Here is a 16012-nt window from a genome sequence, read left to right on the forward strand (position 1 = left end):
AACGGTCGCGCGGGCGGAAGAGGTCCTGCTACGCATGGCCTATGACGACCGAATTACGGCAGCTGCGTCCGGATGACTGGGCCGACTGGTACGGGAAGCTGGAACGGGCGTTCGGCGGCACGCCCGAAGCCCCCGAGGAGCGCGCCCTGTGGCGGGGGCTCGGCGAGCCCGAGCGCTGCCTGGACGTGCGGGACGGCGGTGAGACCGTGGGCACGGCGGGCGCGTACTCGTTCCGGCTGACGGTGCCCGGCGGCGCCGTGCTGCCGGTGGCCGGTGTGACGCTGGTCAGCGTGCAGCCCACGCATCGGCGGCGCGGCATCCTGCGCACGATGATGCGCCACCAGCTCGCGGACATCCGGGACCGGCGCGAGCCGCTGGCCGTGCTGACCGCCTCCGAACCGGCCATCTACGGGCGCTTCGGGTACGGCGCCGGGTCCGAGGCGGTGAGCATGACGCTCGACACGCTGCGCCAGTCGGTCGACGTGCCGGAAGGCGCCGACGACGTACGGCTGCGGCTGGTCGACCCGGAGACCGGGCTGGCGGCCTGCGAGAAGGTATACGAACAGCTGGTCACCGGCCGCCCGGGATGCTCGCCCGGCAGCCGGGCTGGGAGCGGCTGCCGTTGCTCGACCCGGAGGCCGACCGGGACGGCGCCGGGCCGCTGCTGTGCGTGCTGGCCGAGGTGGCCGGTGAGGTGCGCGGGTACGCGCGTTACGCGGTCAAGGCGGGCTGGGACGAGGGCGGGCCGAACGGGACCGTGGTCCTGCGGGACGTCGAGGCGCTGGACCCGGTGAGCTACGCGGCGCTGTGGCGCTATCTGTTCGGCATCGACCTGACGTCGCGGCTGACGGTGCGCAACCGCCCGGCCGACGATCCGCTGCTGCACCTCGTGGACGACGTCCGGCGCTGCCGGGTCATGGTGCGCGAGTCGCTGTTCGTACGGCTGGTGGAGGCCGGTGAGGCGCTCGCGGCGCGGACGTACACGGCGCCGCTGGACGTCGTCCTGGACGTGGCGGACCCGTTCTGCCCCTGGAACGAGGGCCGGTGGCGGCTCACCGGCGACGAGAAGGGCGCTTCCTGCGAGCGGACCACGGACCCGGCCGACCTGGCGCTGTCCGTACGGGAGCTGGGGGCCGCCTACCTGGGCGGGTTCACGCTGGAGGCGCTGGCCGGGGCGGGGCGGGTGCGCGAACTGCGCCCGGGCGCCCTGCGGGAGGCGTCGGTGGCGTTCGGCACGTACCGCAGGCCGTGGCTGCCGCACGGGTTCTGAGGTCCGGTGCCCGCACCCTGGCCTCCCTGGCCACCCTGGCCACCCTGGCCCGGCGATGATCCCGAGCCCGGCGGCCGTCCGGGGCGGACCGCTGACACGCCCCTCACCTGCGGGTCTATCGTTTTGGGGGTGAACGACACCGACACACCCCGCGAACGACTCGTCTGGAGACTGTTCGGATGGGACGCCGACGAACGCCTGGCTGACGTCACCGAACTCAGCCGGGAGGACATCCTGCGCATCCGTGACCTCTTCGACCGCCGCCTGCCCCCGGACGGGTTGGACGAGTGGCTTGCCTGCGCGTCCTACGAAGTGACCCATGACCTGCGACCCCATGTGCTGGCCGCCGTTCCCCGGCTGAAGTTCGAGCCGGAGGTGGACTACTTCGTCGAGGGGGCTGTCCGTTCCCGCTAGGGCGGCCGGGCGGCTCGGGGGTCACTTCGGCTGGCAGCCGGGGCACCAGAAGAGGTTGCGGTTGGCCAGGGCCGCGGTGCGGATCTCGGCGCGGCAGACGTGGCACTCCTGGCGGGCCCGGCGGTAGACGTAGACCTCGCCGCCGTGGTCGTCGACGCGCGGCGGGCGGCCCATGGCCTCGGGGAGGTGTTCGGCGCGCACCGTGTCGATGCGGTTGTGCCGGACGCCTTCACGCATGAGGGCGACCAGATCCGCCCAGATGGCGTCCCATTCGGACCGCAGGAGATCACGCCCGGCGCGGTACGGATCGATGCCGTGCCGGAAGAGGACCTCGGCGCGGTAGACGTTGCCGACGCCCGCGATCACCTTCTGGTCCATCAGCAGCGCCGCGACCGACGTACGGCTGCGGGAGATCCGCGCCCAGGCGCGCTCCCCGTCGTCCTCGGGGCGCAGCGGGTCGGGGCCGAGCCGGTCGTGTATCGCCTGCTTCTCCGCGTCGGTGAGCAGCGCGCAGGCGGTGGGCCCGCGCAGGTCCGCGTAGGCCGTGCCGTTGGCCAGCCGTAGCCGTACGGTGTCGGTGGGCGGCGGTGCGGGGGCGTCGCCGAAGTTCAGCTTGCCGAAGAGGCCGAGGTGGATGTGGACCCAGCCGGCGGGCCCGAAGCCGAGGAAGAGGTGCTTGCCGTGCGCCTCGGCGGTGGTCATGACCTGGCCGTCGATCAGCGCCGCGCTGTCGGAGAACTTGCCCTGCGGGCTGCTCGCCCGGACCGGCGCGCCCTCGAAGAGCGCACGGTGGTCCAGCGCGAGGCGGTGGATCGTGTGCCCCTCGGGCATGGTTCGGCGCCTCCTCGGCGGAGTGGGAAGGGAGACCGTACGGCGAGCGCCCGCGCCGGCGGCGGCGCGGGCGGGACGGCGGGTGGGCTCAGCCCTGCTGCGGGTGGTGCGCCGGGATCTCCGGCAGCTCGCCGGTGGTCTCGTAGCGGGAGAGCATCTCGATGCGGCGGGTGTGCCGCTCCTCGTTCGAGTACGGCGTGGCGAGGAACGCCTCGACGAAGCGCGTCGCCTCGTCCTGGGTGTGCATCCGGCCGCCGACCGAGATCACGTTGGCGTTGTTGTGCTCACGCCCCAGCTTCGCGGTCTCCTCGCTCCAGGCGAGCACCGCCCGTACGCCCTTGACCTTGTTGGCGGCGATCTGCTCGCCGTTGCCGGAGCCGCCGATGACGACGCCCAGGCTCTCCGGGTCGGCCGCGGTCCGCTCGGCGGCCCGCAGGCAGAACGGCGGGTAGTCGTCCACGGCGTCGTAGATGTGCGGGCCGCAGTCCACGGGCTCGTGGCCGTGGGCCTTGAGCCACTCGACGAGGTGGTTCTTCAGTTCGAAACCGGCATGGTCGGAGCCGAGATACACGCGCATGTGCCGAGTGTTGCACGGACGTGTGGTCCGCCGGGCCGGGGGTAGGTGTCGCCGGGTCCTCATACCGCCATACATGCGGTGTTCACGCGGCGACGTGCGGAAATGAGATCCAGGCAACGATCCGGATTCAGATCTTCCAAAACGACCGTTAACGCAGTTCTAATGCGGGGACTCGACACCGAGAACCACAGAAGGACGGTGCACATGGGCGCGCATCCGCCGACCATGAACGCGGGCAAGGCGGCCGGTGACCCCGGCGGCCCCGGCGGAGGCCAGTCACCCGACGGTCTTCAGGCAGGTCTCAAGAACCGCCATCTGTCGATGATCGCCATCGGCGGGGTGATCGGCGCCGGGCTGTTCGTGGGCTCCGGCGCCGGTATCGCCAAGGCCGGGCCCGGCATCCTGATCTCGTACGCGCTGACCGGCCTGCTGGTCGTCCTGGTGATGCGGATGCTGGGCGAGATGGCCGCCGCCTCCCCCACCTCCGGCTCGTTCTCCGCCTACGCGGACCGGGCGCTGGGCCGCTGGGCGGGCTTCACCATCGGCTGGCTGTACTGGTTCTTCTGGTCGGTCGTGCTGGCCGTCGAGGCGACCGCCGCCGCCGGAATCCTCACCGGCTGGGTCCCCGCCGTCCCGCAGTGGGCGTGGGCGCTGCTGGTGATGATGGTGCTGACCGGCACCAACCTGATCTCCGTCGGCTCGTTCGGCGAGTTCGAGTTCTGGTTCGCGGGCATCAAGGTCGTGGCGATCGTGGTGTTCATCCTGGTCGGCGCGCTGGCGATCTTCGGGCTGCCGCCCGGCGACCACGCGGTGGGCCTGTCGAACCTGACCGGCCACGGCGGCTTCCTGCCGAACGGGCCCGGCGCGATCCTCTCCGGCATGCTGCTGGTGGTCTTCTCCTTCATGGGCAGCGAGATCGTCACCCTGGCCGCCAGCGAGTCGCCGAACCCGGTGCAGGCCGTCCGCAAGGCCGTCAACAGCGTCATCTGGCGGATCGCGCTGTTCTACCTCGGCTCCATCGCGGTGATCGTGACGCTGCTGCCGTGGGACGACCCGGCGCTCGACAAGAGCCCCTACGTGGCCGTGCTGAAGTCGCTGGACATCCCGGCGGCCGGCACCGTGATGGACGTCGTGGTGCTCACCGCCGTGCTGTCCTGCCTGAACTCCGGCCTCTACACCGCCTCCCGGATGGCCTTCTCGCTCGGCGAGCGCGGCGACGCGCCGAAGTCCTTCGCCCGGGTGAACAAGGGCGGCGTCCCGGCGACCGCCATCTGGGCGTCGGTGGCCTTCGGCTTCGTCGCGACGATCTTCAGCTACACCTCCAAGGACACCGTCTTCGAGTTCCTGCTGAACTCCTCCGGCGCGGTGGCGCTCTTCGTCTGGCTGGTCATCTGCTTCTCCCAGCTGCGGATGCGCAAGGTCATCGAGCGGGACATGCCGGAGCGGCTGACGGTACGGATGTGGCTGTACCCGTATCTGACGTACGCGACGATCGCGCTGATCCTCTTCGTCGTCGGGTACATGTTCTACAACCCCGACGGGCGCAAGCAGATGGTGCTGTCGGTGGTCGCGGCCGCGGTCGTCCTGGTCGTCGGCCTGGTGCTGGACCGCCGGCGGCGCGCCAAGGGCGGCGCGGCGGGCGGCGCCGGCGCGGCGGACGGCCGCGGCCCGGAAGGTCAGGGGGACGTGCGGAAGGACTCCTTGACCCGGTCGTAGGCGCGCAGCGCGGCGGCCTCGGCGGCGTCCAGGTACCAGAGGCTGAGCTGATAGGTCCGGTTCCCGGCCCGGAAGCCGAGCTGCCGCCCGTGCGCCGGTTTCCCGTCGCGGGTGTAGGCGAACTCCCACTCGACGGCGGGGTGGCCCTGGAACGTGGTGCGCTCCAGCCGGATCCTGCGGTAGCCCGGCACGTCGTGCTGCTGCGCCTCGTACTGCTGCCAGATCGTCAGCAGGTCGCCGCCGGAGGACGGATCCTGCCGCGCCGAGACGAGCGTGGAGCCGTCCTTCGTGCTGTACGTGATGTCGCTGGGGGACTCCTCGGTGCGGTTCCAGCCGGCCGGCGGCACCCAGTTGAAGCCGTTCTCGGTACGGCGGGCGCCGGGCGTGGCCACCTGGTCGCCGCTCCCGCTGCCCGTGGCGCTGCCCGTACCGGCGCTGGGGCCGGTGGCGGGAGGGCGGCCGGTGCCGACGCCGGCACCGGCCGTACCGCCGGGGTCCGCGCCCTCTGTCGCTACGAGGACCACCACCACCGCGGCGGCGGACGCGAGGACGCCGACGGCGGCGAGCAGGGTGTGCCGCTTGCGGCGAGGGTGACCGAGTGAGTCTGTCGGGGAGGGTGGGTCTGAGGGGATTGCGGGAGCGACCGTGGCCTGCGGGCCGGTGTCCGTACGGACAGCAGGCGCCTCCGTCTGGACGCGGTCCGGCGCCGGATCGGCCACCGTGGGCGTACGGACGTCCACCACCCGCGCGGCGTTCACCGGCTCCGTCGGATTCGCCGCGGCGGCCTGGCGCGCCGGCGGGCCGAGCCGCGCCTCGACCTCGTCGAGGGAGGGACGCGCCTCCGGGATCTTGTTCAGCAGGGCGGTGAGCACCTCGCGCAGCGGGCCCGCGGCGGGCGGGATGGCGGGCTCCTCGTGCAGGACCGCGTGCAGCGTGGCGAGGGTCGTGGCGCGGGTGAACGGTGACTGCCCCGCGACGGCGGCGCACAGGGTGGCGCCCAGGGACCACAGGTCGGAGGGCGGCCCCTGCTCCTGTCCCGCCACCCGTTCCGGCGCCATGTAGTCGGGCGAGCCGATGAGCATCCCGGCCATGGTCAGCGCGGTGGCGTCCTGCATGGCGGCGATGCCGAAGTCGGTCAGCACCACGGTGCCGCGGTCGTCGATCAGGACGTTGCCGGGCTTGATGTCCCGGTGGAGCACGCCCACCGCGTGCACCTCGCGCAGGGCGCGGGCCAGTCCGGCGCCGACCCGGGCCGCCGCGTCCGGGGCCAGCGGGCCGTCCTGGGCGAGGATCTGCTCCAGGGAACGGGCCTGGACCAGCTGCATGACGATCCACAGCCGGTCGCCCTCCTCGGCCACGTCGTGGACGCGCACCACGTTCGGATGGTCGATCCGGGCGGTGGCACGGGCCTCGCGCAGACTGCGTTCGCGCTGCACCACGCTTTCCTCGCCGGCGTGTTCGCCGATACGTATTTCCTTGACCGCGACGCACCGGTCGAGCATTTCGTCCTGGGCGCGCCAGACCCGCCCCATTCCGCCGCGTCCGATCAATTCCAGCAGGCGGTAACGGCCGGCCGCCAGACGCCCGGGCCCCACCTCGCTCGCATTCCCCACCATGCCCAGCCCCCACAGCACCCGCGGAATCTTGTGGTACCCATCAAATACCTCGGTAGCGGACGGGGAAAAGGGGGATTCAAGAATGTACACAACCCGACAGGGAAAACGCGCGTTCATGGTGGCCGCGGCGGCTGCCGTACTGGCTCTGCCGGTCGGTTCCGCGGCTCTGGCGGCCGAACCCGTACCGGGCAGCAGCGCGGGCGGCAAGGCCGGGCCGAGCGCGCCGGCGGGCTATCGGATCACCACGGAACTGCCGGAACGGATTTCCGTCGACAATCACAGCGGAAAGACCGGGCTGACCGCCAAGGTCACCAACAAGGGAACCACCACCACCGGTGCCGTACGGCTGACGGTCGCCGGTTTCCAGGGGCTGACGGTCGACAACGTGGCCGGGTGCTCGAAGGTGCCCGAGGCGCGGCTCCCGAAGGGCTCGAACAGCGCGTACTCGTGTGCCGTCGACTCGTTGGCGAGCGGAAAGAGCCGTACGTTCGATGTCACCGCGCATTTCGATCTGAACCGGCAGGGGCGGATCTGTCTGCCGGTGACACTGGGAAACACGGAGACCTTGCTGTGGCAGCAGGGACCGGTCCATTTCGGCACCCGGAACCCGGTGTCGGACGCGCCGGACACCCCGCTGATGCTCAACACCGTCAACGTGCCGGCCGGCTCGTCGACCGTCACCCCGGCCCCGTCGGGGTCGGCGGCCCCTGAGGAGCGGCTGCCCGAGACCGGACCGCCGTCGGTCCTGCCGCTGGCGTGCGCCGCCGCCGGCCTGCTGCTCCTCGGCGGTGCCGGGGTGTGGATCACCACCCGCAGGTCGTCCCACAGGTGACCTCGGGCCGTACGGGCATGAGTCGTACGGGCACGAGTCGTACGGGCACGAGTCGTTCGGGTTCGGAGCGTACGGGTTCGGGTCGTGCAGGCACGGGCCGCACCGAACGCGCGGCCCGTACGCGTACGGGCCGTACGTGCCCGGAACGCCGCCGGGCCCCGTACCGCCACGCGAGGTGGTGGTATGGGGCCCGGTCCGGTTCCGTACGGAAGGACGGCGCGCGCGGGATCAGCCGCGGCGGCCGAGCAGCTTCCACGCGGTGGGCAGCGCGCCCATCGCCAGCGCGGCCTTGAGGGCGTCGCCGATCAGGAAGGGGACGAGACCGGTCGCGACGGCCTGGCCGAACGTCATGCCGGTGCTCAGCGCGAGGAAGGGCACGCCGACCGCGTAGATCAGGGCCGTGCCGACCGCCATCGTGCCGACCGTGCGCAGCGGGCCGCGGTCGCCGCCGCGGCGGGCCAGCGCGCCCACCGCGGTGGAGGCGAGGAGCATGCCGAGGACGTAGCCGAAGGTCGCGCCGCCCGCGCCGGCCGCGCCGCCCGCGAACCAGGGCATGCCCGCCATGCCGAGCAGCGCGTACAGCGCGAGCGACACGAAGCCGCGGCGCGCGCCGAGCGAGGCGCCGACGAGCAGGGCGGCGAAGGTCTGGCCGGTGACCGGGACCGGGGAGCCGGGGACCGGGAGGGCGATCTGCGCGGCGATGCCGGTGAGCGCGGCGCCGCCGACGACCAGTGCGGCGTCGCGGACGCGGGCGCGGGTGGCGCCTGCTGCGGGCAGCAGATCGGCGAGGACCGCACCGGGCCTGGTGGTTGCGTCGGCAGTGCTCATCGGAACTCCGCGGGGTGTGAGGTGGAGCGGGGACAGGGTGGGACGCGATGACGTTAGTCCAGCGCCCCGGAGCCGATCATCGTGTGGCGGCGACAAAGGCGCAATGGTGTCCTTGGAGACTTCCGTACAACGCCCCGTCCCCGGGGCCGAACCGCCTCGTCAGCGGTCTTCGCAGGTCACGTGATGCTCGTCACGGCCCGCACCCCGGACGGGTGCGCATTTTGTGGTAGCGCGCGGCGGGCGGGGAAACTGGGGGGACAACGCGGAACCCTGTGGGGTTCCCCCAAAGACCTTTGCGAGAGTACGAGCCCATGCACGACGCACCCACCGCCACCGGTACGCCTCCGCCGGGCGATGGCGCCGGCGGGCGAGAGCCGCTGTCCGCCGGTCTCAAGCAGCGCCATCTGACCATGCTCGGACTGGGCGGGGTGATCGGCGCGGGCCTGTTCGTGGGCTCCGGCGCGGGCATCGCGGTGGCCGGCCCCGGCATCGTCATCTCGTATCTGATCGCGGGCGCGCTGGCCATGCTGATCATGCGGATGCTCGGCGAGATGTCCTCGGCGATGCCCGCGTCCGGCGCCTTCTCGGTGCACGCGGAGCGCGCGCTGGGCCGCTGGGCGGGCTTCAGCGTGGGCTGGCTGTACTGGTTCCTGCTGGTGGTGGTGCTGGCGGTGGAGGCCACCGGCGCGGCGCAGATCGCCAACGGGTGGGTGCCCGCGGTCCCGCAGTGGGGCTGGGTGCTGATCTTCATGCTGGTCTTCACGGCCGCCAACCTCACCGCGGTCAAGAGCTTCGGCGAGTTCGAGTTCTGGTTCGCGACGCTGAAGGTCGCCGCGATCGTGCTGTTCCTGGTACTCAGCCTGCTCGCGATCTTCGGCGTGCTGCCGGACACCGAGGCGGTCGGGCTGGCCAACCTCACCGGGCAGGGCGGCTTCCTGCCCAACGGCTGGCAGGGCGTGATCTCCGGGGTGCTGGCCGTCGCGTTCGCCTTCGGCGGCCTGGAGGTCGTGACCATCGCCGCGGCCGAGTCCGACGACCCGGCGCGCAACGTGGCGCGCGCGGTGCGCAGCGCGGTGTGGCGCATCCTCTTCTTCTACGTGGGCTCGATGCTGGTCGTCGTGACGCTGCTGCCCTGGTCGTCGATGCAGCCGGGCAAGAGTCCGTACGTCGCGGTGCTGGACAGCATCGGTGTGCCGGGCGCGGGCCAGATCATGAACGTGGTGGTCTTCGTGGCGCTGCTCTCGGCGCTCAACGCCAACCTCTACGGGTCCTCGCGGATGGTCTTCTCGCTGGCCGAGCGGGGCGAGGCGCCGCGCTCGCTGCTGAAGGTGACGGCGGGCGGGGTGCCGCGCCGGGCCGTGCTGTCGTCGGTGGCCTTCGGCTTCGTCTCGGTGCTGCTCAATCTGCTGTGGCCGGACACGGTCTTCCTCTACATGCTGAACGCGGTCGGCGCGGTGCTGCTGTTCGTCTGGGCACTGATCGCGCTGTCGCAGCTGCGGCTGCGGCGGCAGATCGAGCGGACGGCGCCGGAGAAGCTGACCCTGCGCATGTGGGCGTTCCCGTATCTGACGTGGACGGCGCTGGCGGCCATGGTGGCGGTGCTGGTGCTGATGCTCACCGACGACGGGGCCCGGCCGCAGCTGCTGTGGTCGGCCGCGGCGACCGGTGCGGTGCTGGCGGTCGCGGGGCTGCGGGAGCTGCGGATGCGGCGGTCCGGCCGCTGACGGGTGTCCGCGTCCCTCGCGGGAGCCGGGCGACCGGCCTCCGCGGGAACCGGGACGACCGCCCTCGCGGGAGCCGGGCAATCGGCCGGAATCGGCCGCCCCACTTCCGCTCCGCGAACACCCGGGGTCACGTCTCACAACGGTGTGAATACGACCGGTCACGATCACGTCTGAATACCGAACAACTGCTGCACGACTGTTGCCCTCAGCGGACACAGACACTCAAACTGAGCGCGTTTTCACCGTCGATCGTCTCGCTCGCTCTCACTTAATGGGACAGGTACGACCATGAATCGGACACCTTCGTCCACCACGCCCGAGCGCGAGCGGACCGGCCAGGTCCCGGGCGCGGACGGCACCGGCAGCGCGGCGGACCCGGGTACCGGCGCCACGCTGTCCAACGGACTCAAGCAGCGCCATCTGTCGATGATCGCCCTCGGCGGTGTGATCGGCGCCGGGCTGTTCGTCGGCTCCAAGGAAGGCATCGCGGCGGCCGGCCCTCGATCGTGCTCGCCTACGCCGTCTCCGGCTGCCTGGTCATGCTGGTGATGCGGATGCTCGGCGAGATGGCGGCGGCCAGCCCCGCCTCCGGCTCCTTCTCCGTGCACGCCGGGCGCTCGATCGGCCCGTGGGCGGGCCTGACCACCGGCTGGATGTTCACCGCCCAGCTGTGCGTGGCGGTGGCCGTCGAGGCGATCGGCGCCGCCGGGATCATGACCGGCTGGTTCCCGGACACGCAGCCCTGGATGTGGGTGCTGCTGTTCATGGTGGTCTTCTGCGGCGCCAACCTCGCGGCGGTCAGCAACTTCGGCGAGTTCGAGTTCTGGTTCGCGGCCCTGAAGATCACCGCGATCGGCATCTTCCTCGTCCTGGGCCTGCTGGCCATCTTCGGCGTGCTGCCCGGCACCTCCGCCCCCGGCGTCGCCCATCTGACCGGCGACGGCGGCTTCCTGCCCAACGGCTCGGACGGCCTGGTCATCGGCCTGCTGGCGTCCGTCTTCGCCTACGGCGGCCTGGAGACGGTGACGATCGCCGCCGCCGAGTCCAAGGACCCGGTGCGCGGTGTGGCCCGCGCCGTACGCACCGCGATGTGGCGGATCGCCCTGTTCTACGTCGGCTCGATGGCGGTCATCGTCACCGTCATCCCCTGGAACAACGCGGACATCGCCGAGAGCGGCCCGTACGTCGCCGTCCTGGACTACCTGGACATCCCGGCGGCCGGGCAGATCATGAACGTCGTCATCCTGATCGCGCTGCTGTCCGCGATGAACGCCAACATCTACGGCTCCTCCCGGATGGCGCACTCCCTCTCCGCCCGCGGCCAGGGCCCGCGCTTCCTGCGCACCGTCAGCGGCGGCGTGCCGCGCCGCGCGGTGATCCTCTGCTCCGCCTTCGGGTTCCTCGCGGTGCTGTTCAGCTACTGGTGGCCGGAGACCGTCTTCCAGTGGCTGCTGAACATGGTGGGCGCGGCGATCCTGGTCGTGTGGGGCTTCATCGCCGTCGCCCAGCTGCGGATGCGCCGCCGGCTGGAGCGCGAGGAGCCCGGGAAGCTGGTCGTGCGGATGTGGCTCTTCCCGGTGCTGACGTGGGTCGCGCTGGCCGGGGTGGTGGCGGTGCTGCTGCTGATGCTGCGGGACGAGAACCAGCGCGTCCAGCTCTACTTCACCGGCGGGTTCGCGGTGGTGCTCGTCGCCGTCGGTCTCGTCAAGCAGCGAATGGCGCGTCAAAAGGACGTCGGGCAAGTGGAGAAGTAAGGCTTACCTCACCAAAGCAGAAAGTGCGGTAAGGCTTACCTCACCAGAATGCGCCGCGCTTTTCCGGAGGCGGTGCCGGACCTCGGACCGAGGTCGGGCACCGCCTCCTTCTTTGGCCCAGACTCCGCCCCTCGGCGGGTTCGTGATCACTCATGCTGGTAGCGTGCAGTTGCAAGTCGATTGCAATTAAAGGTCGTAAGCAGCTGGAGGGCTCGGCATGGCCACCTACAATCTTCCGGAACTTCCGTACGACTACGCGGCGCTCGAACCCGTCATCAGCCCTGAGATCATCGAGCTGCACCACGACAAGCACCACGCCGCGTACGTCAAGGGCGCCAACGACACCCTGGAGCAGCTCGCCGAGGCGCGCGACAAGGACCAGTGGGGCTCCATCAACGGCCTGGAGAAGAACCTCGCGTTCCACCTCTCCGGCCACATCCTGCACAGCATCTACTGGCACAACATGACCGGTGACGGCGGCGGCGAGCCGCTGGAGAAGGACGGCGTGGGCGAGCTGGCGGACGCCATCGCGGAGAACTTCGGCTCGTACGCCAAGTTCAAGGCCCAGCTGACCAAGGCCGCGGCCACCACCCAGGGCTCCGGCTGGGGCGTCCTGGCCTACGAGCCGATCACCGGCCGCCTGATCGTCGAGCAGATCTACGACCACCAGGGCAACGTCGGCCAGGGCTCGGTGCCGATCCTGGTCTTCGACGCCTGGGAGCACGCCTTCTACCTGCAGTACAAGAACCAGAAGGTGGACTTCATCGAGGCGATGTGGCGCGTCGTCAACTGGCAGGACGTCGCCAAGCGCTACGCGGCCGCCAAGGAGCGCTCCAACGTTCTGCTGATCGCTCCCTGATCCCCGCGCCCCGCGGCGCACCGGTGAGCGTCCTGCCTCGTGATCGTCTTCTCAACCTTCACCCGGCGGGCGGATAGCGGAAGAACCCCCGTGAGGACATGACTCACGGGGGTTCTTCTGCGCCCGCCGACGGATTCCCCGCGCCGGTACGCGATGCCGCCGCCCCCGCGGCTCAGTCGAAGACCGGCCCCTGCGTCCGCGTCCGCTTGATCTCGTAGAAACCCGGGATGGACGCGACCATCAGCGTGCCGTCCCACAGCTGCGCGGCCTGCTCGCCCTTCGGGGCCGGGGTGACGACCGGGCCGAAGAAGGCGATCCGCTCGCCGTCGGCGCCGGGTACGGCGATGACCGGGGTGCCGACCTCCTGGCCCACCAGGTCGATGCCCGCCTTGTGCGAGGCGCGCAGCTCCGTGTCGTACGCGTCGGTGTCCGCCGCGTCGGCCAGCCCGGCGGGCAGCCCGGCCTCCTTCAGGGCGGCCACGATCGTCTCCTTCGTCCGCGGCAGGCCCTGCTTGTGGAAACGGGTGCCGAGCGCCGTGTAGAGGCGGGCCAGCGCCTCTTGCCCGTGCTCCCGCTCGGCGGCGACGCACACCCGCACCGGCGCCCACACCACGCCGCCGGGACGGTTCTTCTCCCGGTACTCCTCGGGCAGCTCGTCGAGCTTGTCCTCGTTCAGCACGCCGAGGCTCATCACGTGCCAGCGCACGTCCACCGGGCGCACCCGCTCCACCTCCAGCATCCAGCGGGAGGTCAGCCAGGCCCACGGGCAGGACGGGTCGAACCAGAAATCGGCCGGGGTCCGGTCGGTTGCGGCAGCGGTCTCGGACACGGTTGCTCCTCGAACGTTCGGGTCGGCGGCCGGCCTGCGGACCGGCCACCGGATTCAACCGGGGTGCGGCGTGCCATGATTCCCAGTGTTCGACATACGAGACGAGGACGAGGAGTCACGTCGTGCCCGGTGAGAATCTGACCCGAGACGAGGCCCGGGAGCGGGCCGGACTGCTGAGCGTCGACGGGTACGACGTGGCGCTGGACCTGCGGTCGGCGGTCCTGGAGGGCGAGGCCGCGCGCACCTTCCGCTCGCGCACCACCGTCCGCTTCCGGTGTGCCGAGCCGGGGGCCGCCACCTTCGCGGACCTGGTGGCGCCGTCCGTCACCGCCGTCACCCTCAACGGCCGGGAGCTGGACCCGGCGGAGGTCTTCGACGGCACCCGGGTCGCCCTGGCGGACCTGGCCGCGGAGAACACCCTGGTGGTCGACGCGCAGTGCGCGTACAGCCGGACCGGCGAGGGCCTGCACCGCTTCGTCGACCCGGAGGACGGTGAGGTCTACCTCTACACGCAGTACGAGCCGGCCGACGCCCGCCGGGTCTTCACCACCTTCGAACAGCCCGACCTGAAGGCGCCGTTCCGCTTCGAGGTGACCGCACCCGACGGCTGGGTGGTGCTCAGCAACGGCGCCCAGGAGGGCGAACCCGAGGCGGGCACGTACCGGTTCGCCGAGACGCGGCCGATCTCGACGTACATCACGGCCGTCGTCGCCGGCCCGTACCACTACGTCTCCGACACCTACCGGCGCACCCTCGCCGACGGCACGGAGCTGGAGATCCCGCTCGGCGCGCTGTGCCGCAAGGGGCTGTCGCGGCACTTCGACCCCGCGGACATCTTCACCGTCACCAAGCAGGGCCTGGACTTCTTCCACGAGCACTTCGACTACCCGTACCCCTTCGGCAAGTACGACCAGGCGTTCGTGCCCGAGTACAACATCGGCGCGATGGAGAACCCGGGCTGTGTCACCTTCCGCGAGGAGTTCGTCTTCCGCGGCAAGGTGACCGAGGCGTCCTACGAGCGCCGCGCCAACGTGATCCTGCACGAGATGGCGCACATGTGGTTCGGCGACCTGGTGACCATGCGGTGGTGGGACGACCTGTGGCTCAAGGAGTCGTTCGCCGACTTCATGGGCGCGCTGTCCCTGGTCGAGGCGACCCGCTTCACCAACGGCTGGATCACCTTCGCCAACGGCCGCAAGGCCTGGGCGTACCGCGCCGACCAGCTGCCGTCCACCCACCCGGTCACCGCCGACATCGGCGACCTGGAGGAGGCCAAGCTCAACTTCGACGGCATCACGTACGCCAAGGGCGCGGCCGTCCTCAAGCAGCTCGTCGCGTACGTCGGCCGGGACGCGTTCCTGGAGGGCGCGCGACGCTACTTCAAGCGGCACGCGTACGGCAACACCCGCCTGAGCGACCTGCTGTCCGTCCTGGAGGAGACCTCGGGACGCGACCTGACCACCTGGTCGCGCGCCTGGCTGGAGACGGCGGGCGTCAACGCGCTCACGCCGCAGGCCACGTACGACGCCGAAGGCCGCGTCACCGAGCTGAGCGTCCTCCAGGAGGCCTCCCCGAGCGCCCCGAACTGCGGCCGCACCGCGTGGCCGTGGGCCTGTACCGGCGGGAGAACGCCGACGGCGCCCTGGTCCGCTACGCCCGCGCCGAGCTGGACGTCTCCGGCCCGCGCACGGTCGTCACCGAACTGACCGGCGCCGACCGCCCGGAGCTGATCCTGGTCAACGACGACGACCTGACGTACGGCAAGGTCCGCTTCGACGAGCGGTCGCTGGCCACCCTGCGCGGCCACCTCGGCGAGATCACCGACCCGCTGTCGCGCGCGCTGTGCTGGTCGGCGGTGTGGGGCCTGACCCGCGACGGGCTGATGCCCGCCCGCGACTACCTCGACCTCGTACTGCGCTTCGCGGGCCGCGAGTCGGACATCGGCGTGCTCCAGTCGCTGCACGCCCAGGCCGGCTACGCGCTCTCCCACTACACGGCGCCCGACCACCGCGACCTGGCCGCACGGGAGCTGGCCCAGGGCGCCCTGCACGAACTGCGGCTGGCCGAGCCGGGCAGCGGTCACCAGCTGTCCTGGGCGCGGTTCTTCGCCTCGGTGGCCACCACGGCCGCCGACTTCCAGCTCCTCCAGGGCCTGCTGGACGGCACCGCGAAGATCGACGGGCTGGACGTCGACCAGGAACTGCGCTGGACGTTCCTGGAGCCGCTGGCCGCGCACGGCGCCGCCGACCAGGCCGCCGTCGACGCCGAACTGCGGCGCGACGACACCGCCTCGGGCCGCCGCCACCACGTACGGTGCCTGGCCGCCCGGCCCTCGGCCGAGGTCAAGGCGCGGGCGTGGGCGGACGTGGTGGAGTCCGACGAGCTGTCCAACGCGCTGGTCGAGGCGACGATCTCCGGCTTCGTGCAGGCGTCGCAGCGGGACCTGGCGGCCCCGTACGCGCCGAAGTACTTCGCGGCCGTCGAGCGGGTCTGGCGGGAGCGGTCGATCGAGATCGGCATGGCCGTCGTCCGGGGGCTGTTCCCCGCCCACCAGGACCGTCAGGAGACGGTGGACGCGGCGGACGCGTGGCTGTCCGGGCACCCGGACGCGCCGTCCGCGCTGCGGCGCCTGGTGTCGGAGTCGCGCGACGACCTGGCGCGGGCCCTGCGGGCGCAGGCCTGCGACGCGCAGGCGGCGCGGTAGCCGTTGGCTCCCGTGTGCGGGTCCCGGCCGTGCGGCCGGACCCGCACACCGGCGTCAA

At 71.5% G+C, this 16012-nt stretch carries 10 protein-coding genes and 3 pseudogenes; 8 read left to right on the forward strand and 5 right to left on the reverse strand.

The genetic code is table 11. The annotated features are described in order from the left end of the window. Positions 1 to 41 precede the first annotated feature (41 nt). Positions 42 to 1270: pseudogene (locus tag ACEXOX_RS18020) on the forward strand (GNAT family N-acetyltransferase). A gap of 129 nt (positions 1271 to 1399) precedes the next feature. After that, positions 1400 to 1684, forward strand: coding sequence for a hypothetical protein (locus ACEXOX_RS18025; protein WP_406521818.1), 285 nt, complete (start codon positions 1400 to 1402; stop codon positions 1682 to 1684). 21 nt (positions 1685 to 1705) lie between these two features. On the opposite strand, the gene ACEXOX_RS18030 is transcribed toward ACEXOX_RS18025, so the two are convergent. Beyond that, positions 1706 to 2515 carry an Fpg/Nei family DNA glycosylase gene (locus ACEXOX_RS18030; protein ID WP_406521820.1) on the reverse strand — a complete coding sequence of 270 codons (810 nt, stop codon included), beginning with the start codon at positions 2513 to 2515 and terminating at the stop codon, positions 1706 to 1708. 88 nt (positions 2516 to 2603) lie between these two features. After that, positions 2604 to 3092 carry a ribose-5-phosphate isomerase gene (locus tag ACEXOX_RS18035; RefSeq protein WP_406521822.1) on the reverse strand — a complete coding sequence of 163 codons (489 nt, stop codon included), beginning with the start codon at positions 3090 to 3092 and terminating at the stop codon, positions 2604 to 2606. Positions 3093 to 3296: 204 nt separating this feature from the next. On the opposite strand from ACEXOX_RS18035, the gene ACEXOX_RS18040 reads away from it, so the two are divergent. Beyond that, the gene (locus tag ACEXOX_RS18040) at positions 3297 to 4808 is read left to right on the forward strand and encodes an amino acid permease (protein ID WP_406521823.1); all 1512 of its coding nucleotides are present in this window, start codon (positions 3297 to 3299) and stop codon (positions 4806 to 4808) included. Here the strand turns inward: ACEXOX_RS18040 and ACEXOX_RS18045 are convergent. After that, the gene (locus tag ACEXOX_RS18045) at positions 4769 to 6442 is read right to left on the reverse strand and encodes a protein kinase domain-containing protein (protein WP_406521825.1); all 1674 of its coding nucleotides are present in this window, start codon (positions 6440 to 6442) and stop codon (positions 4769 to 4771) included. The genes ACEXOX_RS18040 and ACEXOX_RS18045 overlap by 40 nt on opposite strands. A 64-nt stretch (positions 6443 to 6506) precedes the next feature. On the opposite strand from ACEXOX_RS18045, the gene ACEXOX_RS18050 reads away from it, so the two are divergent. Beyond that, positions 6507 to 7256: a hypothetical protein gene (locus ACEXOX_RS18050; protein WP_406521827.1), complete on the forward strand. Its 750-nt coding sequence runs from the start codon at positions 6507 to 6509 to the stop codon at positions 7254 to 7256. Between the two features lie 228 nt (positions 7257 to 7484). On the opposite strand, the gene ACEXOX_RS18055 is transcribed toward ACEXOX_RS18050, so the two are convergent. Beyond that, positions 7485 to 8084, reverse strand: coding sequence for a biotin transporter BioY (locus ACEXOX_RS18055; protein WP_406521828.1), 600 nt, complete (start codon positions 8082 to 8084; stop codon positions 7485 to 7487). 311 nt (positions 8085 to 8395) lie between these two features. On the opposite strand from ACEXOX_RS18055, the gene ACEXOX_RS18060 reads away from it, so the two are divergent. From ACEXOX_RS18060 to ACEXOX_RS18070, 3 genes and pseudogenes are all read left to right on the forward strand, one after another. After that, positions 8396 to 9808, forward strand: a complete 1413-nt coding sequence (locus ACEXOX_RS18060) for an amino acid permease (RefSeq protein ID WP_406521829.1) — start codon at positions 8396 to 8398, stop codon at positions 9806 to 9808. A 288-nt stretch (positions 9809 to 10096) separates the two neighbouring features. Next, a pseudogene (locus tag ACEXOX_RS18065) lies at positions 10097 to 11562 on the forward strand (amino acid permease). A gap of 217 nt (positions 11563 to 11779) precedes the next feature. Continuing rightward, positions 11780 to 12421 (forward strand): superoxide dismutase, encoded by a 642-nt coding sequence (locus tag ACEXOX_RS18070; protein ID WP_030020565.1) that lies wholly within the window; start codon positions 11780 to 11782, stop codon positions 12419 to 12421. A gap of 172 nt (positions 12422 to 12593) precedes the next feature. Here the strand turns inward: ACEXOX_RS18070 and ACEXOX_RS18075 are convergent, their stop codons facing one another. Then, positions 12594 to 13250, reverse strand: a complete 657-nt coding sequence (locus tag ACEXOX_RS18075; protein WP_406521831.1) for a DsbA family protein — start codon at positions 13248 to 13250, stop codon at positions 12594 to 12596. Between the two features lie 122 nt (positions 13251 to 13372). On the opposite strand from ACEXOX_RS18075, the pseudogene pepN reads away from it, so the two are divergent. Next, positions 13373 to 15954: pseudogene (gene pepN, locus ACEXOX_RS18080) on the forward strand (aminopeptidase N). The last annotated feature ends 58 nt before the right edge of the window (positions 15955 to 16012 follow it).

It is taken from the genome of Streptomyces sp. Ac-502, assembly GCF_045222935.1.
In the GTDB taxonomy this organism is placed as follows: Bacteria; Actinomycetota; Actinomycetes; order Streptomycetales; family Streptomycetaceae; genus Streptomyces; species Streptomyces monomycini.